Here is a 19,800-nt window from a genome sequence, read left to right on the forward strand (position 1 = left end):
AGCAGTTGTTGCCAACCTGCCCTTTTGAACGGCATTTATGTGAAAAATCGGCGGCAATCGGACCGTTGCGCCGTGCTGCGCAGCGTCATTCCGCCGCGGCATCCATTGTCCCGGCCGCGTCAGCCCTTGCGCTGCATGCGGCAGAAGAAGAAACCGTCCGTGTCGGTGGAGGCGGGCGTCAGCGTCACCGTCAGGCCGTCGGAAGAGTGCGGACGCAGGCTGTCTTTTCCGAACAGCTGATCCCAGGCAGGCAGGGCGCTGACGATTTGAAAATCGGAATTCTCAGCCGTGAAGCGGCGCACCTGTTCCTCGTTCTCCTGAGGCAATACCGAGCAGGTGACGTAGATCAGTTCGCCGCCTGGTTTGACGAAGCCGCTCGCCTGCGCCAACGCGTCCTGCTGCTGGGTGGTGCGTTCGTCGAGGTTCTTTGTCGTCAGCCGCCATTTCGTGTCGGGGCGGCGGCGCCATGTGCCGGTGCCGGTGCAGGGCGCGTCGACCAGCACCTTGTCGCAGCGTCCGGCAAGGGCCGAAAGCGCCCTGGCGTCGTCATGCACCTGGACATTGCGCGTGCCCGCCCGCTTCAGCCGCTCGATGATCGGCGCCAGCCGTTTGCGGTCGGCATCATAGGCGTGAACCTGTCCCTTGTTTTGCATGGCCGCCGCCATCGCCAGCGTTTTGCCGCCGCCTCCGGCGCAATAGTCGAGAACCTGTTCGCCGTCGCTCGCCAGCACCAGATCGGCGACGATCTGCGATCCCTCGTCCTGAACTTCGAACCAGCCTTTCTGGAACGAAAGTTCGGCTGTTACGTTGGGGAGACGCGAGGCGCCTTCGCCGGCGTCAATCCGGATGCCGTAGCGGGCGATCTTGGCTGCATGCGCGCTGGCCCTTTCGAGCGCCTTGACGACCTTGTCACGGGACGCCTTTAGGCTGTTGGCGCGCAGATCGAGCGTCGGGCGGGCGGCGAGCGCCTGTGCCTCGGTAAGCCAGCCGGCGCCGAAGGCCTGTTCGAAGGAGGATTGGACCCATTCGGGAATATCGCCGCGGATATGCGGCGGCGCATCGTCAAGCGAGCGGCTCCCAAAGGCCGAGGCGGCCTCGGTCGACAGTGGTGTCGGCGCAAACTTGTCATCCGCCAGTTCGGCGGCAAGGCTGCCAGGGGTGAAACCCCATTGGCGGAACATCACGGCATGGGCGATGGCTGCAGCGCTGTCGTCATCCATCAGCCAGGCATGGGAGAGCCGCATGCGCAGGGCGTCATAGACGATGTTGCCGATCGCCGCGCGATCGCCGGAGCCGGCAAAACGATGCGCCAGGCCCCAGTCCTTCAGCGCGTCGGCGACGGGCCGCTTGCGGGCATCGATGTCCGCGAGCACAGAAATCGCCCCTTCGAGGCGGCCGCCCAGACGCATTCACAAATCTCCTGTTGCCGTGCCTGCGAAGGATCCTGGCAGCCGCGACGGTCGCGGGGCGGATTGTTCACAAGTCTCAACCGCGTGGTAACCGCGATTGACGGCAAGAGCAAGCGCCGCTGACAGCACAGCCGGTCGCAAGCTCCGGGCTTAGCTGATCACCTGGTAGCATACCTTCGCCGTGCCGGAGCTCACCATGCCGATATTCTGCGCGGCAGCCCGCGACAGGTCGAGCACCCGGCCGCGGATGAACGGGCCGCGATCGTTGATGCGGACGACGACGGTGCGGCCATTGTTGCGGTTGGTGACCTTGACCTTGGTGCCGAAGGCGAGCGAACGATGTGCGGCAGTCAAGACGGCAGGGTTCATACGTTCCCCGGAAGCAGTTTTGGAGTGAAGTGCGTACCATGAAGCACCACCACATCCATTTCCAGCAAAACTCTCCGCCGGAAGCAAGGAAGAGCAGGCTGCAATAGTTGCGGCAGCGATAATAGAACGACGTATTTTCTTCAAAACAGAGTACCCCTCAACTATTGAACTCACGCCCTTGCAGGCGGCGGGGCTTAAATCTGTTAAAAAGTGGCGAAAAAGTGCCACGCACGATCACGTAATATTACAGTCTGTAATATTTGTGATACCATTGATAAATTATGAGAATTGGCCGCGCATGGCGGAACATGGAAAAAACGCAATGAAAACAGCTAAAATTCAAATGATTTTTCCGACGAAGTTTTAAACTCCACGGCCTTCACAAAAATCACGAAATTTTTTTTCTGCTTTCGCCATATTTACCGCCACATTTGAGCAAATTCAAAGGCTGTTAACCATAATGTGCGGCGAGAATTGTTCTGCTCAAGGCGGAAAGTAGGAATTTCCTACTCATTTTGGGTTATGACCCTGGTCACAGGCAGCGGCCCGGATCTAACCGCGCCAGCGTCCGTCCCGCCACAATTGCGCTAGCGACATGGGATAGTCGGGGAAGGAGAATTCGAAGCCGGCCGCCTTGAGTTTCGCATTCGAAACCCGCTTGTTCTCACCGTAGAAGGAGCGCGCCATCGGCGTCAGCTCGGCGGTCTCGAACGCCTGCTCCGGTGGCGGTTCGACGCCCATCAGCCGGGCTGCCTCGACGATCACCTCCTGCGGCGGGCCCGGCCGGTCGTCGGTGACATTATAGATGCCGCTAAGGCCATGCTCCGACAGGAAGCGGGTCGCCGCGCCGATATCCTCGACGCGGATGCGGTTGAACACCTGGTTCTTCTTGATCAGGCGCCGCGCCGTGCCTCTTTCCAGATTGCAGAAGGCATTGCGCCCCGGCCCGTAAATGCCGGAAAGGCGGAGCACCGCCGCCGGCACAGAGCACGTCTCACCCATAGCCAGCCAGCCCGCTTCCGCCTCGAGCCGCTCCTTCGAGCGCCCGGACACCGGCACACACGGCGTTTCCTCATCGATCCAGGCACCCTGGTGATCGCCATAGACGCCGACGGTGGAGAGATAACCGATCCATTCGAGCCTCGGCAGCAGGCTTGCGCCATCTTCGCCGAGCAGCCGCAGCAGCGGATCGGCCTTCCCAGGCGCGATCGACTGCACGAGATGGGTAACATCAGCCAAAGCCCGGCGCAGCCCCTCTTCCATGGTCTCGCCGTCGAAAAGGAATGCGTCGATGCCGTTCTGGCGGAGCACGTCCATCTTATCAGGCGAACGCGTGGTGCCGGAAACGCGCATGTTCTCACCGGCGAAGGCCTTGGCGATTGCCGTGCCGGAATAGCCGCAGCCAAAGATCATCACATGCATCAGCCCACTCCTGCCAGCCGCCATTCGTTCAGCACGTCGTCATCGCGCTCATCAGCCCTTTGTGCGGCAAAGGCTGAAAATTCGTCAGCCTCCATCAGCCGCGAAAGCGCCCATATCGCCATGCCGCGGACGACAGGCGAGGCATCGCCCGAAAGCTTGCGACATTGCCCGATGAGCGCCGTCTCGCCGGAATTGCCGGCGGCGATCAGCACGTTGCGGATAAAGCGGTCGCGGCCGATCCGTTTCACCGGCGAGCCGCTGAAGAAGGCGCGGAAAGCGGCATCGTCGAGCGTCAGCAGAAAGGCGATCGACGGTTCCTTCAGCTCTTCCCGCGCCTTAAGTTTCATCTCGGAAGCGGAGCTTGCAAACTTGTTCCACGGACAGGCGGCAAGGCAGTCGTCGCAGCCATAGATGCGGTTGCCGATCAGCACGCGCAGATCGGCATCGATCGGCCCCTTGTGCTCGATGGTGAGATAGGAAATGCAGCGCCGCGCATCGATCTGGTAAGGCGCCGGAAAGGCGGCCGTCGGGCAGGCATCGAGGCAGGCGCGGCAGGAGCCGCAATGATCGGCCTCAGCTGCGTCGACCACGAGATCGGCGGTGGTGAACATCGTGCCGAGAAACAGCCACGAACCGTGGGTGCGGCTGACGAGATTGGTGTGTTTGCCCTGCCAGCCCAAGCCGGCCGCCGCCGCCAGGGGCTTTTCCATCACAGGCGCGGTATCGACGAACACTTTCACATCTGCGCCGGCCCGTGCCGCAAAGCGCGTGGCGATCTCCTTCAGCCGGCCCTTGATCACGTCGTGGTAATCGCGGTTGCGGGCATAGACCGAGATCGCGGCCTTATCGGGCTTGTCGAGAATGCCGCGTGGATCTTCCTCCGGGGCGTAGTTGAGGCCGAAGACGACGACGGAGCGCACCTCGCTCCACAGTGTGCGCGGATCGCCGCGCCGGTCGCGCGTCTCCACCATCCAGTCCATCGTCCCATGGCGCCCGGCATCGATGAACTGGCCGAGACGCTCTTTCGCTTCAGGGATCGCATCCGGACGGGTGATGCGGCAGAGATCGAAGCCCTTGGCGGCAGATTCTGCCCGCACGAACGCGGTCAAATTGTCGCGGCGGCGGCGCTCTTTGTCATTGTCATCAGCTTCGGGCATGAAGAGCCCTCGTCAGAAATCCAGATCGGCATAATGCGAAACCGGCGTCAGGCCGCGCACGCGCTCGGTCAACATCGGCCGGAAGGATGGCCGCGACTTCAGCCGCTGGTACCAGTCCTTGACGACCGGCGCGTCCGCCCATTCGATCTCGCCGAGATAGTCGAGGATCGAGATCGAGGCGGCGGCGGCAAGATCGGCATAGCTCATCCGCTCGCCCGCAAGCCACTGGCGCGAGCCGGCCAGCCAGGTGAGGTAACGCATATGCTGGCGGATATTCGCGCGGGCCGTGCGCAAAATCTTCGAATCCGGCGCTCCGCCGCCCTGATCGGCGGTCATCTGCAACTTGTAGACACGCTCACGGGCGAGCGGCTTGGTCACGTCGTTTTCCATCTTCTGCATGAACCACTCGGCCAGCCGGCGGATTTCCGCCCGCTGGAAAGGGTCTTCGGCGAGCAGCCGCCGGTCGCGTTTCAACACGCCGTGCGTCTCGTCCAGATATTCGGAAATGACGGTGGCGCCGCAGAGCGCCCGCATGCTGTCGTCGACATAAACCGGCAATGTGCCGGCCGGATTGAGCGCCAGGAAATCCCGGCGCTTTTCCCATGTCTGCTCCTCGATCAGATCCGCCTGATAGCCGTATTCCGCCAGGATCAGCCGGACGAAGCGAGATGCGGATGACATGGGATGATGATAAAGCGTGGGCATCGATACTCGGGCTTTGTGATTGCTGTTACAGGACTGTGTGGCAGCTCGATTATAGCGCCCTAGTCATGACTCATTGGTTGAAGCTATAGGAGCTTGGCCCCGCCAATACAAGCGAATCGGATTTTACCCCATCTGACGATGGCGAAACACGGTCTAACGAACGAATGGAAGCGGCAGCCTGATCGACCCAAGCGCTCAGGCCCGGCCGAACTTTAAACCGGAGACAATGTATGGATTATATAAATGCTGCAATTCTCGGTGTCATAGAGGGGATCACCGAATTTCTGCCGATCTCGAGCACCGGCCACCTGATCATTGCCGAGCAATGGCTCGGACACCGGTCTGATATGTTCAACATCGTCATTCAGGCCGGCGCCATCCTCGCCGTCACCATCATCTACTGGCGTCGTCTGCTGGATCTGGTGCTCGGCTGGCGCGATCCGGCCAACCGCGATTATGCCGCCAAGCTGATCGTCGCCTTTCTCATCACCTCAATCCTCGGCCTCGTCGTCAAGAAGCTCGGTTTTGAATTGCCGGAGACGGCGACGCCGATCGCCTGGGCGCTGATCATCGGCGGTATCTGGATGATCTTTGCCGAATGGGCTGCGGCGCGTAAGGCCCCCCATAAGGAGATCACCTGGCTCGTCGCCATTCTGGTTGGCATCGCCCAGATCGTTGCCGGCATCTTCCCGGGAACGTCGCGCTCGGGCGCCACGATCTTCGTCGCCATGCTCGCCGGCACCGGCAACCGCGCCGCCGCGACCGAATTCGCCTTTCTCGTCGGCATTCCCACAATGTATGCCGCAAGCGGCTATGAATTGCTGAAGACCTTCAAGGATGGCGGCGCGGCAAACGAGGATTGGACTGCGCTCGGCATCGCCTTCGTCGTGTCGACGATCGTCGCTTTCGTCGCCGTCAAATGGCTGCTCGCCTATATCAGAAGCAACCGGTTCACGCTGTTTGCCACCTACCGCATCATTCTCGGCGTCTTGCTGCTCGGCATGGCCGCGACCGGCGTGATCGCCTGAGACATCCCCACTGCATTGCATTCGCGTCCCAGGCGCGAATGCAAATGCCCTGTCGGGCTTCGCGAACAGAAGCCCGACGACCGGCGAGGCGCCGGTCTTTCAGACAGGTGATATTAAGAGAATATACGTCGCCGCCGCTCTTTTAAGCCGGCAATACTGAGCACTCCAAACGGAGCACTCATTGTGACGCCCCTCTGATTCAGGCGCTCGGGCTGACTGTTTGTCTTTGATTGGAATGGCGGCGCAGAAGGCCGGCCTGTCGTCAATGGCTGATCGAAGCCGTCGAGCAAGGATCGACGCCGTAGGCCGGCGAGCAGTCACCCTTGACCGCCGCGACAGAACCTGGCGCAACGAAAGAGCCTGCCAGGATAATTAGCGCCGCACACGCAAAAAGAAGCGCGATTGACTTGCCCATCGAGAAATGCCTTTCACAGTGATTGCCGCACGCGATCCCAAGCGTTGAGTCCGTTGGAAGACGCGCGGGTTTGGTAGTCAGTGGAATGGCAAATAGCAATAAATGTTCCTGCTAAATTTGGCGTTAATTCCACAAATTTTCCGATGCGTCTTTTATGCAACTGCACTTGATACGAGCAGCACAACAACATTTCAAACTTGCGCCGGCTTTGCTTGAGACGGCTAAAGCAATTCCAGCAAAAGTGTGCAGCGGTTTTGCGAGGCAAAGCGTGAAACGCTTTGCCTAGAATTGCGTGAAAAGAAAGAGATAGAGCATTTTCGTGATTCGAAGAAAAACGGAAATGCTCCAACGAAAACGCCGTCCGCGTTATCCGCGAACGGCGTTGTTTCCAAGCTCGAAATTGTTCAGGCGGCCTTGCCGGTGCCGGTGTACTGGCCGTGCGGACGATACTGCACGAGATAGGAGCCGAGCACCGATGCCGGCATGGTCGGCGTGATACCGACGCCCTTCAGCGTGCGGCCTTCCGCTTCGGCTTCTGCCGAGACGATGTTGTCGCGCTTCAGCATGCGCACCTGATCCGGCGTGATCGGCGGCGTGATGAAGGGGACCAGCGAGGCGATGCTGCCGATCAGCGAAGCGACGCCGAAGGGCAGGGAGACCAGCGGGTTCTTGCGGCTGGTAACCTTCAGCATCATCTCGAGACATTCGCGGAAGCTCAGCACCTCAGGGCCGCCAAGCTCATAGACCTTGCCACCGGCGACCTTGCCGTCGACGGCGCGGGCGACGGCCTCGGCGATATCCTCGACATAGACGGGCTGGAATTTCGTCTTGCCGCCGCCGATCAGCGGCAGGATCGGCGACATGCGGGCCATGTCGGCAAACTTGTTGAAGAAGCTGTCCTCCGGCCCGAAGACGATCGACGGACGGAAAATCACCGCATCGGGCTTGATGGTGAGGATGGCGGTTTCGGCACGGCCCTTGGTGCGGCCATAGTCCGAAGTCGATTTGGCGTCGGCGCCGATCGCTGAAATATGGGTGAGCGTTGCGCCGGCGTTGCGCGCCGCTTCGGCGACTGCGCGGGCGCCGAATTCCTGTACGGCGTCGAAGGTGTTGCGGCCGGTCTCGTGCAGAATGCCGACGCAGTTGACGACATGGCTTGCACCGTCGACGGCGCGGTCGATCGAGTTGCGATAGCGCAGGTTCGCCTGCACGAAGGAGATCTGGCCGACATTGCCGAGCGGCTGCAGGAAGCCGGCGAGATCGGGACGGCGCACCGCGACCCGGATGTTGTAGCCGCGTTTGGCCAGCGCCCGAACCACGTGCCTGCCGACGAAGCCGGACCCTCCGAACACGGTGACGAGTGGCGGCAGGTTGGCAAGGGTCATGGCAGGCTCCTCGAAAGGCTTTGCGGGATGCTGTTCGGCACTCGTCTTAGCCCAATCCCGACGCAACGGGAAGGCCCATCGCGCCGTCAGTTTCTGGGGATGCGAGACCGTTCAGACGCCTTCGACGACGACCATTTCCGCATCCGCCGCTTCCTGGCGGATTTTCGCGGCGATCTGGTATTCCGGCGAATGATAGCAGTCGACCGCATGCTGCATCGAGGGAAATTCGATCACGACGTTGCGGGCGCGCGCCTTGCCTTCCAGTTCGGTAAAAGCGCCGCCGCGCGCCAGAAAATTCGCGCCGTATTTTTCGAAGGCCGGCTTGGCCGCCGCCACGTAATCCTTGTAGCGCTCGGCATCGCGCACGTCGACGCGGGCGATCCAATATCCCTTGGCCATGGTCTTCTCCCTTTGTTTTTTGAATTCAGCGGTTGGCCGGCCAGAGCGCGCCCACCATTTCGTTGAGCACCGCGCGGGCGGCATCTCTCGGATCGGGCGCTCTGACGATCGGCCGGGCAACGACGAGATGCGTGGCGCCAGCCTTCAGTGCGTCGAAAGGTGTCATCACCCGCTTCTGGTCGCCGTGGTCGCTGCCGGTCGGGCGAATGCCCGGGGTGACGATCGCCATATCGGGGCCGACGATCTCGCGCACCTCGGCCGCTTCCGCCGCCGAACAGACGATACCGCCCATGCCGGCGGCGCGCGCCTGTCCGGCCCGGCGCAGCACCAGGCTGTGCGGATCCTGGCTGTAGCCGGCCTCGGCAAGGTCCTCGGCATCCATCGAGGTCAGCACGGTGACGCCGAGCAGGCAGAGGCCGGAGCCGGCCGCGGCTTCGACCGCCGCCTTCATCGCCTTGGGATAGGCGTGCAGCGTCAGCATCGACATGCCCATCTTGGCGATGTTTTCGACGCCTGAAGCAACCGTGTTGTCGATGTCGAGCAGCTTCATGTCGAGAAAGATCTTCTTGCCGCTGGCGGAGAGATCGCGGGCAAATTCGAGCCCGCCGGCAAAGGCCAGCTGGTAGCCGATCTTATAGAAGAGGATGTCGTCGCCGAGCGTGGAAACCAGTTTCTCCGCCTCGCTGATCGTTGGAACATCCAGGCCGACGATCAACCGCTCGCGTGCGTCCATGTGAAGTCACCCCCGCCAGTCTTCGATGGGCGTCCAGTCGCATGATAAGCGGCGATCCGCAAGGCCGAAAGCATAGAGATTGCCGCCGCCGCCCGGCTGATCGCGGTCGCGGCCGATCGGCCTGCCCGCCAGATGGCATTTGAGCAGCGTGCCGACGCCGCCATGGCCGACAAAGGCGATCGGTGCTGCCGCATCATGCGTGGCCAGAACGGTGTTGACGGCCTCGACGATGCGGGCCTGCGCATCGGCGGCCCGCTCCCAGCCCCTGAAGCTCTCCTGCGGGTGAGCGAAGAACCAGTTGGCTGCCTCTTCGAACTTGTCCGGCGGCAGGAAACCCGTGGCAGAGCGATCGTTCTCATGCGTGCCATGCACGATCTCGATTGTCACGCCCGCAGCTTCGGCGAGGATTTCCGCCGTTTCGATCGCTTTCGTCTCGTCGCTGGAGATGATGCGGGTCAGCCGTTTCGCCCAATTGCTCGACGCAGCCTTGCGGGCACGCTCGGCGCCGATGTCGGAGAGACCCCACTTGGGAACGGGAACCTCCGGGTCGATTTTGACCTGGGGGTGGGTGATATAAAGTCCGAACATTTATCCTCGCCGATAGATCCAGAGTTGGGCTGGAGGAATATTGCGGACGACGAAATCAAAATGATGAATGCTGTAACGATCGGCGTTGGCGGCGATCGGCGAGATCGCGCCGTAGGAAATCTGCACCACCGGCCGTCCCGGAGGCAGGCGGTCGAGCAGGCTTTCGAGCAGCGAGACCCGCATTGCCATCGGGAAGTTCAGCAGCGGAATGCAGGAGATGACGCAATCGAACGTCCGGTCGCCGTAGTCGCCGAGCGTGGTCTTGAGATCGAAGGCGTCGCCGTTGATGAAGTGTACGCCGGGATAGGTCCGCAGCAGATGTTGATGGAAATCCGTCGAATATTCGATCGCGACCAGATTTTCCGGCCTCACCCCGCGGCCGAGAATGGCCTTGGTGATGGCGCCGGTGCCTGGTCCCAGTTCGAGCACCGGCAGCTCGGAATTGATGTCGATGACGCTTGCCATGCGCTTGGCGGTGATCGAGGAGGTCGGCACGATCGAGCCGACCGTCTTCGGACCCTGCATCATGCCCCGGAAGAAGCGAATCTCGTCGTCGAACTTCTTGCCCAGCCGTTCCTTCACCTTGACCTTTAAGCGCATTCTCCACCCATCCGCATGTTGATCGACTGTCTTAATATGCTGCTTGTCGCTCCCGGGACAAGGATTTTCGCAACAAGGATATCGGCATCAACAGCTCATGCGGCTTTCCGGTGCGAACGCGGCATGAGATCGGCAAGCCTTTCGCTTAAGTGATCGGCGTCGACAGGGGCGCGCAGTTTCTTGTCGGTGTTGTCGAAATAAAGATAGACGTCGCGGCCCTTGGCTGGCGCGTTGAGCGGCGCCAGCACCCGCGGCGCGTTCTCCGGCTCTCCGCCGGTTGCCCAGGAGCGGATCCGGTCCGCCCAGAGGTCGAGGGCCTCATCCTCGTAGCCGCTGACATAAAGCTGCTCGGAGCCATGCAGGCGGCAATAGATGAAATCGGCGGTGATATCCATCAACAGCGGCCACTCCACCGTATCGGCGCAGACGAGGGCCACCTTGTGGCGCCGGAGCATCTCGATGAAGCCGGGAGAACGGAAGCTGTCGTGGCGGATTTCCAACGCATGGCGGATCGGCTGGTCGCCATCGCTTCGAAGCCAGGCGCGTCCCTTGACATGCCCGTCATGCCGCTTGGCAAGCGCTGTCGCCGCATCGCGGTCCTGCGGCAGCAGCGCCAGGAAGTTTTCGAAAAGATCGGCATCGAAGGCCATGTTCGGCGGAAATTGCCAGAGGATCGGCCCGAGCTTGGGGCCAAGCCGCAACAGGCCGGAGGCGAGGAAATTGGCAAGCGCCGTCTCGATATCGCGCAGCCGCAGCATATGGGTGATGAAGCGCGGGCCCTTGACCGCAAAGACGAAATCGTCGGGCGTTTCATCGCGCCAGCGGCCGAAGCTTTCGGACCGCTGCAGGCTATAGAATGTGCCGTTGATCTCGATCGATGGGAAGTGCCGGGCGGCGTAGGAAAGCTCCTGCTTCTGCGGCAGGTCCTTCGGGTAGAATTGGCCGCGCCAGGGGGCATAGGTCCAGCCGGATATGCCGATGCGAACCGTTCCAGTCTTCTTCATCAAGGATCCTCCGCCTTCACAGGGTAAAACGGAGGCAAGCAGGCTTCGTTCCCGTCAGACGCGCATCGGCATCAGCACGTAGAGCGCGTCGTCGCCCGCCGTGTCGCGGATCAGTGTCGGCGAGCCGGCATCGGCCAGCAGGAAGATCGCTTCCTCGCCGGAAAGCTGGGCGGTGATGTCGAGCAGATATTTGGCGTTGAAGCCGATTTCCATCGCGTCCGTGTCGTAGCCGACGGCGACTTCCTCGGTCGCGCTGCCGGAATCGGGATTGTTGACGGTCAGCATCAGCTGCCCCTCGGACAGCGCCAGCTTCACGGCGCGGCCGCGTTCCGAGGAAATTGTGGAGACACGGTCGACGGCCTGGGCGAAGCTCGTGCAGTCGACGCGCATTTCCTTGTCGTTGCCTGTGGGGATGACGCGTTGGTAGTCCGGGAAGGTGCCGTCGATCAGTTTCGAGGTCATGACGATCGAGCCGATCGTCAGGCGGATCTTGGCGTCGGAGACCTCGACGGTCACGACAGCCTCGGGATTGTCGACCAGCTTCTGCAGCTCGCCGACCGTCTTGCGCGGAATGATGATGCCGGGCATGCCTTCCGAACCCGAGGGCGCGTCGACATCGGCGCGCGCCAGCCGGTGGCCGTCGGTGGCGACCGCCCTGAGCTTCAGCTCGCCCTTGCTCTCGATCGTGTGGAAGAAGATGCCGTTCAGATAGTAACGCGTCTCTTCCGTCGAGATCGCAAACTGGGTGCGGTCGATCAGCATCTTCAGATCGGTCGCCTTCAGCTTGAAGCTATGGGTGAAGGTGCCGGCGGTCAGATCCGGGAAGTCGGATTCCGGCAGGCACTGCAGCGAGAATTTCGATCGGCCGGACTGCACGGTCATCGAGCCGCCGTCGGTGCTGGTGGCCAGCAGCACTTCCGAGCCGTCGGAAAGTTTGCGGACGATATCGTAGAGAAGGTGGGCGGGAACGGTGGTGGCGCCGGGCTGCTCGACGCTGGCAGGCGTCGCCTCGGTGATTTCGAGGTCGAGGTCGGTCGCCTTCATGTCGAGGTTCTGGCCGTCGGCCTTGAGCAATACGTTGGACAGGATCGGGATCGTGTTGCGACGTTCGACCACGCGGTGGACGTGGTTCAGCGATTTCAACAGGTTTGACCGCTCAATAGTAATACGCATGGGATGCTACCGCTTTCGACCGTGACTGTCCGGGCGCATCGAGCACCCGAAGAATGCTGTCCCGACTTGAGGCCGGGGGAGTGGACGGGCAAAATGGCAGACTTCAGCATCGGAATGCAAGAGGCATGCAGGGCCAAGCGCCTGCATTTCAGGTTTTCCGGAGCAATGCTCACAGAAATCCGAACCCTTGCCGAAGCGCTGCCGCTCGCCCATAAGAGTTCGATGACGGCGGGACGAAAGCAAATGGCATGAATGAGGAAACGACAGCGGAAGCAGCCACCCGGCGAAGCTTCCGCCTGCACAATGCAACGGTGCCGGCCCGGCCGCTGGAGGCGGCGCTCTATCTCGTCGCCACCCCGATCGGCAATCTCGGCGACATCACGCTGCGCGCGCTGGAAACGCTGGCCGGCGCCGATGTGCTCGCCTGCGAGGATACGCGCGTCACCCGCGTGCTGCTCGACCGCTACGGCATCCAGAACCGCCCCTTTTCCTATCACGAGCACAATGCCGACGAGGCCGGCCCCCGACTGCTGCAGGCGCTCGAAGCCGGCCGGTCGGTGGCGCTGGTCTCCGATGCCGGCACGCCGCTGGTTTCCGATCCCGGTTATCGGCTGGCGCAACAGGCGATTGCGGCGGGTTACCGCGTCATTCCCATTCCCGGCGCTTCGGCGCCGCTTGCAGCCCTTGTCGGCTCCGGCCTGCCGAATGACGCCTTCCTCTTCGCCGGTTTCCTGCCGGTCAAGGACAAGGCCCGCCGCGACCGTCTCGGTGAATTGGCCGCAGCCCCGGCGACGCTGATCTTCTTTGAATCGCCGCATCGCATCGGCGCGACGCTTCTCGCCGCCGCCGATGTGCTCGGAGCCACGCGCCCGGCCTCCGTCTGCCGCGAGCTGACCAAGACCTATGAGGAGTTCCGCCGCGGCACCCTTGCCGACCTCGCCGCGCATTATCAGCAGGTGGAAAACGTCAAGGGCGAGATCGTCCTCGTCATCGGCCCGCCGGAGCCGGTGGAGACGGATGAGGCCGATGTCGAAGCCGTGCTGGCGGATCTCTCGAAATCAATGCCGACGGCCAAGGCGGCGACGGAAGCCGCTCGCCTCACCGGCCTGCCGCGCAAGGTGCTCTATCAACGCCTGCTGGAATTGAAGGGCGCCGATGGCCGATAGCGACCTCACCGCCATCAGGAGGAAGGCGCTGCGCCGCGGTCGCATGTCGGAATATGTCGCGGCCGTCTTCCTGATGCTGAAGGGTTACCGCATCCTGGCTCTGCGCCACCGCACCCGGCTCGGCGAGATCGATATCATTGCCCGCAAGGGCGATCTTGCCGTTTTCGTCGAGGTCAAGGCCCGCCATGGCGAGGCAGCGGCTGTCGACGCCGTCTCTGTCTCCGCCCAGAAGCGGATACGGGCGGCAAGCGACCTCTGGCTTGCCCGCCAGGCGGATCAGGCCCGCCTTTCCCAGCGTTATGATATCGTGGCGATCATGCCGGGCCGGCTGCCGCGGCACTTTATTGATGCCTTCTGACCTCTTTCGACCCATCGGCTTTCCCGATCGTTAAAATTTTAGTCCCCGCGTGAACCAGCTTCTTACGACTCTCTGCTACGCCCTCGGCAGGGATAACAATTGGGGATTGTTTCATGGCCTGGAAGCTGATGCTTGCAAGTGCGGTCGCCATGGCCGCGCGCTCGGTGCCTTATGCCGTGGTGAAGCCGGCCGCCAAATCCTTCATCGCCCATGCAAGCGACCTGCTGCCGTTGAAGTCGACGCCGATCAATCCGGACTGGATCGTCAGCGGCGATCCGCAGGCGCGCACCGCCGAACATTCGCGCGGCCATGACGAGGCGTCGCTGACGGCGATCTGGGATTGCACGGCGGGCGAATTCCGCTGGTATTTCGGCTGGGACGAGACCGTGATGATCCTCGAGGGCGAGGTCCATATCACCGCCGAGGACGGCACCGAACGCACCCTCGGCGCCGGCGACGTCGCCTTTTTCGCCGGGGGGACCTGGGCGAGTTGGCGGGTCGACAATTACGTCCGCAAGGTCGCTTTCCTCCGCAAGCCCTTCCCGAAGCCCCTGGCGATCGCCTATCGCCTGCGTAACATGCTGCGCAATGGCGGCAACCAGGGCATCGCCGCCTGAAGATCGGCTTCGATTTTCAGAGGCACGAGCGGTTCAGCTTTTGATGGAAGCGCAGAACCGCCACAACTTTTTGTTTTAACGCAACTCCCGGCAAAAGCGCTTCGCGCTTTGCCTCGGAAAACCGCTTCGCACTTTTCCTGGAATTGCTCTAATCCGGCTGGGGCGGGGCGGTCGTTTCCCCTTTTAAAACCTCGCAGGCAAACAGGATCGGATTGTCGAGCTCGGGCGCAGTCTGCTTGTTCAAGAGAACGGCGACTGCCGCTGCGGCCATGTCTTGGATCGGCTGCTTCACCGTCGTCAGCCGCGGCGTCGTCATGCTGGCGAGCGGGATGCCGTCGAAGCCGACGATCGAAAGCGCGGCCGGGACCGGGATCCCCAGATCATGGGCTGCCCGCATGCAGCCGATCGCCTGCTGGTCCGAGCTTGCAAAGATCGCCGTCGGCCGTTCGTTGCGGGCGCGCGCCAGAAGGTAATTTCCCGCCGAACGGCCGCTTTCATAGTCGAAAGCCGCCTCGGCAATCAGCGGTGGCCCGGCCATTGCCGTGCCGCCATCCGTTTGCTCTCCCGCCTGTTCCCCTGCCTGTTCCATTGCGTCGAGATAGCCCCTGAGGCGATCGTTGGCCGGGACGGAGTGCCCGGGCCCCGAGATGAAACCGATGCGGCGATGGCCGAGCTTCAGAAGATGCTCGACGCCGAGGCGCACGCCGTTGCGGTGATCGGCGGCAATGCCGGAATATCCCGGCATGAGGCGGTCGACGACGACGATCGGCACTCCCTTCGGCGGCTTGATCCGATGGAAATCATTGCTGGGAACGAGCATGATGCCGTCGACCTTTCGGCTCGTCAGCTGACTGATGCGGTCAGCCTCCTTGGCGGCATGATCGAAGGATGTCATGACGATGATGTTATAGCCGTGATTGGCCGCCGCTTGTTCCGCCGATTGGACAAGTTCCGCAAAGAACGGATTGGTCAGATCCGGAATGACGATGCCGATCAGCCGGCTGACCTTGCTGCGCATGCTTCTGGCCGACGGGTCGGGCGTATAGCCGAGGTCTTTGATGATCCCTCCGACGCGCACCCGCACTTCCTTCGTAACCGAGGGATGATCGTTCAGAACCCGCGAAACGGTGCCGGTGGAAACTCCCGCAAGCTTGGCAACGTCCCTAATCCCGACCTTTGACATGACAGAAACAGTGGCCCTTCATCTTCGCCTTCGAAAAACACCCACGGGGCGCCGGATCGAGGCTTTCAGCTAATGGTCTTCAGCTCCCTAGTCAAAGGGCTGTATTGCAATTTCGACGGCTGAACTTGCATGCAAGTCTGGCAAGGCCCTCTATGGAAACGGTTCATCGCATGCATGTCAATATATGTCGGATATAGCGATCCGGAAGATTGCCCGGTCTCATTTTCGGCCGCTTGACAATTCCCGAGGGCATGCTACCCAGATGGCGTTGGAAACGGTTCATTGCCGCGGGCAACTCAGATGGAGCTGAGCCCAGAGCCGTTCGGGAGGAAAAAATGTCCAATTCTAAGCGTGAATCCGTCATGATCAGTGCGCCGCGCCGTGCGGCCTTGAAGCTCGGGCTTGCCGGCACATTGGTGCTTGCGCTGTCCTGCGGCGTGTCGCCCGCCTTTGCGGCCGGCAAGCCGAAGGTCGGCCTGATCATGAAATCCTTGTCCAATGAGTTCTTCAAGCAGATGAAGGCCGGCGCCGACAAATATGCGGCCGAGAACAAGGACAAGTTCGACTTCAAGGCCGTCGGCATGAAGGACGAGCGCGATTTCGCCTCGCAGGTCGATGCCGTAGAAAACTTCGTTACCCAGAAATACGATATCATCGTCGTTGCGCCGGCCGATTCCAAGGCGATGGCGACGCCGCTGGCAAAGGCCGTGAAATCAGGCGTCAAGGTCATCAACATCGACGTACCGCTCGATGCCGATGCCAAGAAGAAGGCCGGGATCGATCTCGCTTTCTTCGGGCCTGACAACAAGGAAGGGGCAAAGCTTGCAGGCGATGCGCTTGCCAAGGATCTCGGCCCCGGCGCCAAGGTCGTCATCCTCGAGGGCAACCCCGAGGCCGACAATGCCAAGGAGCGCAAGGAAGGCTTCGTGGATTCCGTCAAGTCTGGCAAGCTCGAGCTTCTCGACAGCAAGACCGCCCATTGGGAGACGGAAGAAGCCAACACCGTCATGACGAATTTCCTGACGAAGTATAAGGATATTCAAGGTGTGATGGCTGCCAACGACTCCATGGCTCTCGGCGTCGTCAAGGCTCTCGATGCGGCCGGCCAGGCCGGCAAGATCAAGGTTGTCGGCTTCGACAACATCCCGCCGGTGCAGCCGCTGATCAAGGACGGCAAGATGCTTGCGACAGTCGAGCAGTATGGCGCGCAGATGGCGGTCATGGGCATCGACTATGGCCTGCGGGAACTGGCCGGCGAAAAATTCACCGGCTGGGTCAAGACCGACGTCAAGCTGGTCACGGCAGCCGATCTGAAATAGTCGGGTTGCCCCAAAGCAAACGTGGCGCCGGCTGCGGCCGACGCCATCGCCACCAATCGATTGACGCGTTGATCGCTCCGGGTGAGGCTCGTTTCGGGCCTCTCCGATGCGCGTTGCGCGAGGGTTTGAAGAGACCATGCATGAGGTCGCCGTGTCAGACACAGCAGATGACGAGATTCTGAGGCTGGAGGGGATCGGCAAGCGCTTCCCCGGCGTCGTGGCGCTCAAGGATGTCTCCATGCGGATCGGCCGCGGCAAGGGGCACGTTCTCCTTGGCGAGAATGGCGCCGGAAAATCGACCCTGATCAATCTGCTCGGCGGCGTCTTCAGGCCGGATGACGGCCATATCCTGTTTGACGGCAAGCCTTATCATCCGTCCTCGCCGCTGGAGGCGTTCAGGGCGGGCATCCGGGTCATTCACCAGGAGCTGCACCCGCTTTCCAACCTGACGGTTGCCGAAAACCTGCTGTTTGAGCATCTGCCGCGCCGATACGGTCTGGTGAACTACAAGGCGATGAACGCCAGAGCGGCGGAACTGCTGGATGAGGTCGGCCTCGACGTCGCCCCGACGACACTGGCAAGCCGCCTCAGCGTCGCGCAGCTGCAGCTGGTCGAGATCGCCAAGGCGCTTTGCTACGAAAGCAAGCTTCTCGTTCTCGACGAGCCGACGGCGACGCTGACCTCCAAGGAAGTCGATCGCCTCTTTGAAATTCTGAAACGGCTGAAGCAGCGTGGCGTCACCACGCTTTATATCTCGCACCGGCTGGAGGAGATCTTCGAGGTCGGTGACGATGTGACGGTGCTCCGCGACGGCCAGCACGTGATCACCCGGCCGCTCGCAGGACTTGGCATCCCTGAGATCGTCGAGCTGATGGTCGGGCGCAAGCTTTCCGATCACGGCATTTTCAAAGGCGACAGCACTGTTTCAGGCGAGGCGCTCGGCGTTTCCGGCCTGAAGGTGACGCGACATAGCCCGGAACTGTCCTTTTCCGTGGCAAAGGGGGAGATCGTCGGCATTGCCGGCCTCGTCGGCAGCGGTCGCACCGAGGCGGTTCGCGCCCTGTTTGGCGCCGACGTCAAGGCGGCCGGCGAAATTCGGCTGAACGGCGAGCCGGTGGAGATCAATTCGCCCAAGGATGCGGTTGCGGCGGGGCTGTGCCTGGCGACAGAAGACCGCAAGATGCAAGGCTTGATGCTTGACATGAGCTGCGCCGAAAATGCCACCATCACCGCTCTCGACAAGATCTCCCGCAACGGCTTGATCATCGGGAAGGCCGAGAATGATCACGCGCAGCGCCTTGTGCGCGAGCTCAGGATCAAGACCCCGTCCATCCATCAGGCCGTCCGAACCTTTTCCGGCGGCAATCAGCAGAAGGTCGTCATCGCCAAATGGCTGTTCCGCGGCCCCAAGGTGCTGATTTTCGATGAGCCGACCCGCGGCATCGACGTCGGCGCCAAGGCCGAAATCTATGAGCTTCTGTGGAAGTTCGCGGCCGAGGGCAAAGGTGTCCTGGTCGTCTCTTCGGATCTGCCGGAGCTGATCGGCATCTGCCATCGCATCATCGTCTTCTCCGACGGCAAGATATCAGGTGAAATAGCCCGGGAACAATTTGACGAAAGCAGGATCCTTTCGCTCGCCTACAAGGAGTACAGCCGTGTCCGCCAACATTGAAAAACAGACTGAGGCGAAAACTGGGGCGAAACAGGTGAGCGTCTGGGACAAGCTGATCCGGATCTCGATGAAGGAGGCGGGTGTCGCCATTGCCCTCGTCCTGATCCTGGCGTTTTTCTCGGCGACGGCGCCCTATTTCGCGACGCCGGAGAATTTTCTGAAGATCTTCGTGCAGATCGCCATCAACACCGTGCTGGCTGCGGGCATGACCTTCGTCATTCTCGTCGGCGGCATCGATCTCTCGGTCGGCTCGCTGCTCGCCCTTTGCACGGTGATCGGTGCGACGATCATGATCAATCCGGCGTTTTCGCCATGGCAGGCGATTGTTCTCGCCTGTTTTGCCTCGATGGGCACCGGCGCCATCCTCGGCGCCGTCAACGGCTGGATCTGCGAGAAATGGAAACTGCCGTCCTTCATCGTCACTCTCGGCATGCTGAACGTCGCCAGCGGCCTGGCCCGCGTGGTCAGCGACAATTCGACGATCACAGGCCTGCCGCAGCCCTTCGTCGATTTCGGCAACCTGATCTTCTGGGGCATCTTTCCGTCGATCTTCCTGATTGCGATCGTCGTCGTCCTGATCGGCTGGTTCGTGCTGCGCTACACCGTCTTCGGCCGTTTCGTCTTTGCGATCGGCACCAATGAAGAGGCTGTGCGGCTGTCCGGGCACCAGCCGAAACGATACAAGATCGCGGTCTTCACCATCTCCGGGCTGACCGCCGGCATTGCCGCCATGGTCTATCTGCTCCGCCTCAATGTCGGCAGCCCGGTTGCCGGCATCGGCTATGAGCTGAATGCCATCGCCGCCGTCATCATCGGCGGCACCAGCCTCTCTGGCGGCAAAGGCTCGATCATCGGCACGCTGGTCGGCGCCTGCATTCTGCAGGTCCTGTCGACGGGATTGCAGCTGCTTGGCGCCGACGACAATATCAAGCCGATCGTCATCGGCGCCGTCATCGTGCTCGCCGTCATTCTCGACAGCTATCGCGGCCGGCTGATGCGGATCCTCGAGACGCGTTAGTCGGGGGTGCGTAGGCCCTTGATTGGCCGTTGCGTTTGAGCCCTGGCCGACCTACATCTGTCCGGCAGTCAGGAAGGGAC

Annotated in this window: 20 protein-coding genes; 7 read left to right on the forward strand and 13 right to left on the reverse strand. The window is 61.7% G+C overall.

What is annotated here, in order from left to right:
* Window positions 1–119: 119 nt before the first annotated feature.
* The 5 genes from QMO82_RS24565 to QMO82_RS24585 all read right to left on the reverse strand — a co-directional run bounded on the left by QMO82_RS24565 (window position 120) and on the right by QMO82_RS24585 (window position 5,062).
* Complete coding sequence (locus QMO82_RS24565) at window positions 120–1,409, reverse strand: RsmB/NOP family class I SAM-dependent RNA methyltransferase (RefSeq protein WP_183605377.1); 1,290 nt, start codon at window positions 1,407–1,409, stop codon at window positions 120–122.
* Between the two features lie 150 nt (window positions 1,410–1,559).
* Window positions 1,560–1,922: a septal ring lytic transglycosylase RlpA family protein gene (locus QMO82_RS24570; RefSeq protein ID WP_097612507.1), complete on the reverse strand. Its 363-nt coding sequence runs from the start codon at window positions 1,920–1,922 to the stop codon at window positions 1,560–1,562.
* Between the two features lie 408 nt (window positions 1,923–2,330).
* Window positions 2,331–3,200: an SDR family oxidoreductase gene (locus QMO82_RS24575; protein WP_183605378.1), complete on the reverse strand. Its 870-nt coding sequence runs from the start codon at window positions 3,198–3,200 to the stop codon at window positions 2,331–2,333.
* Complete coding sequence (gene queG, locus QMO82_RS24580; RefSeq protein ID WP_183605379.1) at window positions 3,200–4,357, reverse strand: tRNA epoxyqueuosine(34) reductase QueG; 1,158 nt, start codon at window positions 4,355–4,357, stop codon at window positions 3,200–3,202. The genes QMO82_RS24575 and queG overlap by 1 nt, the downstream gene beginning before the upstream one ends.
* 12 nt (window positions 4,358–4,369) lie before the next feature.
* Window positions 4,370–5,062: a glutathione S-transferase family protein gene (locus tag QMO82_RS24585; RefSeq protein WP_183605380.1), complete on the reverse strand. Its 693-nt coding sequence runs from the start codon at window positions 5,060–5,062 to the stop codon at window positions 4,370–4,372.
* A gap of 230 nt (window positions 5,063–5,292) precedes the next feature.
* On the opposite strand from QMO82_RS24585, the gene QMO82_RS24590 reads away from it, so the two are divergent.
* A complete protein-coding gene (locus QMO82_RS24590; protein WP_183605381.1) occupies window positions 5,293–6,090 on the forward strand; it encodes an undecaprenyl-diphosphate phosphatase in 798 nt (265 codons plus the stop codon).
* Window positions 6,091–6,909: 819 nt separating this feature from the next.
* Here QMO82_RS24590 and QMO82_RS24595 read toward each other — a convergent pair.
* The 7 genes from QMO82_RS24595 to dnaN all read right to left on the reverse strand — a co-directional run bounded on the left by QMO82_RS24595 (window position 6,910) and on the right by dnaN (window position 12,387).
* Window positions 6,910–7,890: a complex I NDUFA9 subunit family protein gene (locus QMO82_RS24595; protein WP_183605382.1), complete on the reverse strand. Its 981-nt coding sequence runs from the start codon at window positions 7,888–7,890 to the stop codon at window positions 6,910–6,912.
* Window positions 7,891–8,001: 111 nt separating this feature from the next.
* Entirely contained in the window at window positions 8,002–8,289 is a 288-nt protein-coding gene (locus tag QMO82_RS24600; RefSeq protein ID WP_183605383.1) for a DUF1330 domain-containing protein, read from the reverse strand.
* Window positions 8,290–8,314: 25 nt separating this feature from the next.
* Window positions 8,315–9,022 carry an orotidine-5'-phosphate decarboxylase gene (gene pyrF, locus QMO82_RS24605; RefSeq protein ID WP_183605384.1) on the reverse strand — a complete coding sequence of 236 codons (708 nt, stop codon included), beginning with the start codon at window positions 9,020–9,022 and terminating at the stop codon, window positions 8,315–8,317.
* A gap of 6 nt (window positions 9,023–9,028) precedes the next feature.
* Window positions 9,029–9,610: a histidine phosphatase family protein gene (locus QMO82_RS24610; protein WP_183605385.1), complete on the reverse strand. Its 582-nt coding sequence runs from the start codon at window positions 9,608–9,610 to the stop codon at window positions 9,029–9,031.
* Complete coding sequence (pmtA, locus tag QMO82_RS24615) at window positions 9,611–10,210, reverse strand: phospholipid N-methyltransferase PmtA (protein WP_183605386.1); 600 nt, start codon at window positions 10,208–10,210, stop codon at window positions 9,611–9,613.
* Window positions 10,211–10,305: 95 nt separating this feature from the next.
* Window positions 10,306–11,217, reverse strand: coding sequence for a DUF72 domain-containing protein (locus tag QMO82_RS24620; protein ID WP_183605387.1), 912 nt, complete (start codon window positions 11,215–11,217; stop codon window positions 10,306–10,308).
* A 51-nt stretch (window positions 11,218–11,268) separates the two neighbouring features.
* Window positions 11,269–12,387, reverse strand: coding sequence for a DNA polymerase III subunit beta (dnaN, locus tag QMO82_RS24625; protein ID WP_183605388.1), 1,119 nt, complete (start codon window positions 12,385–12,387; stop codon window positions 11,269–11,271).
* 248 nt (window positions 12,388–12,635) lie between these two features.
* On the opposite strand from dnaN, the gene rsmI reads away from it, so the two are divergent.
* The 3 genes from rsmI to QMO82_RS24640 all read left to right on the forward strand — a co-directional run bounded on the left by rsmI (window position 12,636) and on the right by QMO82_RS24640 (window position 14,528).
* A complete protein-coding gene (gene rsmI, locus QMO82_RS24630) occupies window positions 12,636–13,553 on the forward strand; it encodes a 16S rRNA (cytidine(1402)-2'-O)-methyltransferase (RefSeq protein WP_183605389.1) in 918 nt (305 codons plus the stop codon).
* Window positions 13,543–13,911 carry a YraN family protein gene (locus QMO82_RS24635; RefSeq protein ID WP_183605390.1) on the forward strand — a complete coding sequence of 123 codons (369 nt, stop codon included), beginning with the start codon at window positions 13,543–13,545 and terminating at the stop codon, window positions 13,909–13,911. Before rsmI ends, QMO82_RS24635 begins: the two co-directional genes overlap by 11 nt.
* A 113-nt stretch (window positions 13,912–14,024) precedes the next feature.
* Complete coding sequence (locus tag QMO82_RS24640) at window positions 14,025–14,528, forward strand: cupin domain-containing protein (RefSeq protein ID WP_183605391.1); 504 nt, start codon at window positions 14,025–14,027, stop codon at window positions 14,526–14,528.
* A gap of 148 nt (window positions 14,529–14,676) precedes the next feature.
* Here QMO82_RS24640 and QMO82_RS24645 read toward each other — a convergent pair whose 3' ends face one another.
* On the reverse strand, window positions 14,677–15,711 hold the full coding sequence (locus QMO82_RS24645) for a LacI family DNA-binding transcriptional regulator (RefSeq protein ID WP_183605392.1): 1,035 nt from the start codon (window positions 15,709–15,711) through the stop codon (window positions 14,677–14,679).
* 335 nt (window positions 15,712–16,046) lie between these two features.
* Between QMO82_RS24645 and QMO82_RS24650 the strand changes: the two genes are divergently transcribed.
* The 3 genes from QMO82_RS24650 (at window position 16,047) to QMO82_RS24660 (ending at window position 19,720) form a co-directional block, all read left to right on the forward strand.
* Window positions 16,047–17,030 (forward strand): sugar ABC transporter substrate-binding protein, encoded by a 984-nt coding sequence (locus QMO82_RS24650; protein ID WP_183605393.1) that lies wholly within the window; start codon window positions 16,047–16,049, stop codon window positions 17,028–17,030.
* A 136-nt stretch (window positions 17,031–17,166) separates the two neighbouring features.
* Window positions 17,167–18,702, forward strand: coding sequence for a sugar ABC transporter ATP-binding protein (locus QMO82_RS24655; protein ID WP_183605394.1), 1,536 nt, complete (start codon window positions 17,167–17,169; stop codon window positions 18,700–18,702).
* Window positions 18,686–19,720, forward strand: a complete 1,035-nt coding sequence (locus QMO82_RS24660) for an ABC transporter permease (protein ID WP_183605395.1) — start codon at window positions 18,686–18,688, stop codon at window positions 19,718–19,720. Before QMO82_RS24655 ends, QMO82_RS24660 begins: the two co-directional genes overlap by 17 nt.
* Window positions 19,721–19,800 lie beyond the last annotated feature (80 nt).

Origin of the sequence: Rhizobium sp. BT04, from assembly GCF_030053135.1 — a bacterium.
GTDB lineage: Bacteria > Pseudomonadota > Alphaproteobacteria > Rhizobiales > Rhizobiaceae > Rhizobium > Rhizobium binxianense.

Bases quoted from the DNA above. Each gene is read 5' to 3' on its own strand.
- QMO82_RS24645 (WP_183605392.1), bottom strand. From the start codon at position 15,711: ATGTCAAAGGTCGGGATTAGGGACGTTGCCAAGCTTGCGGGAGTTTCC.
- QMO82_RS24640 (WP_183605391.1), top strand. From the start codon at position 14,025: ATGGCCTGGAAGCTGATGCTTGCAAGTGCGGTCGCCATGGCCGCGCGC.
- QMO82_RS24585 (WP_183605380.1), bottom strand. From the start codon at position 5,062: ATGCCCACGCTTTATCATCATCCCATGTCATCCGCATCTCGCTTCGTC.
- QMO82_RS24650 (WP_183605393.1), top strand. From the start codon at position 16,047: ATGTCCAATTCTAAGCGTGAATCCGTCATGATCAGTGCGCCGCGCCGT.
- queG (WP_183605379.1), bottom strand. From the start codon at position 4,357: ATGCCCGAAGCTGATGACAATGACAAAGAGCGCCGCCGCCGCGACAAT.
- QMO82_RS24600 (WP_183605383.1), bottom strand. From the start codon at position 8,289: ATGGCCAAGGGATATTGGATCGCCCGCGTCGACGTGCGCGATGCCGAG.
- QMO82_RS24635 (WP_183605390.1), top strand. From the start codon at position 13,543: ATGGCCGATAGCGACCTCACCGCCATCAGGAGGAAGGCGCTGCGCCGC.
- pmtA (WP_183605386.1), bottom strand. From the start codon at position 10,210: ATGCGCTTAAAGGTCAAGGTGAAGGAACGGCTGGGCAAGAAGTTCGAC.
- QMO82_RS24595 (WP_183605382.1), bottom strand. From the start codon at position 7,890: ATGACCCTTGCCAACCTGCCGCCACTCGTCACCGTGTTCGGAGGGTCC.
- rsmI (WP_183605389.1), top strand. From the start codon at position 12,636: ATGAATGAGGAAACGACAGCGGAAGCAGCCACCCGGCGAAGCTTCCGC.
- pyrF (WP_183605384.1), bottom strand. From the start codon at position 9,022: ATGGACGCACGCGAGCGGTTGATCGTCGGCCTGGATGTTCCAACGATC.
- QMO82_RS24655 (WP_183605394.1), top strand. From the start codon at position 17,167: ATGCATGAGGTCGCCGTGTCAGACACAGCAGATGACGAGATTCTGAGG.
- QMO82_RS24565 (WP_183605377.1), bottom strand. From the start codon at position 1,409: ATGCGTCTGGGCGGCCGCCTCGAAGGGGCGATTTCTGTGCTCGCGGAC.
- QMO82_RS24590 (WP_183605381.1), top strand. From the start codon at position 5,293: ATGGATTATATAAATGCTGCAATTCTCGGTGTCATAGAGGGGATCACC.
- dnaN (WP_183605388.1), bottom strand. From the start codon at position 12,387: ATGCGTATTACTATTGAGCGGTCAAACCTGTTGAAATCGCTGAACCAC.
- QMO82_RS24575 (WP_183605378.1), bottom strand. From the start codon at position 3,200: ATGCATGTGATGATCTTTGGCTGCGGCTATTCCGGCACGGCAATCGCC.
- QMO82_RS24610 (WP_183605385.1), bottom strand. From the start codon at position 9,610: ATGTTCGGACTTTATATCACCCACCCCCAGGTCAAAATCGACCCGGAG.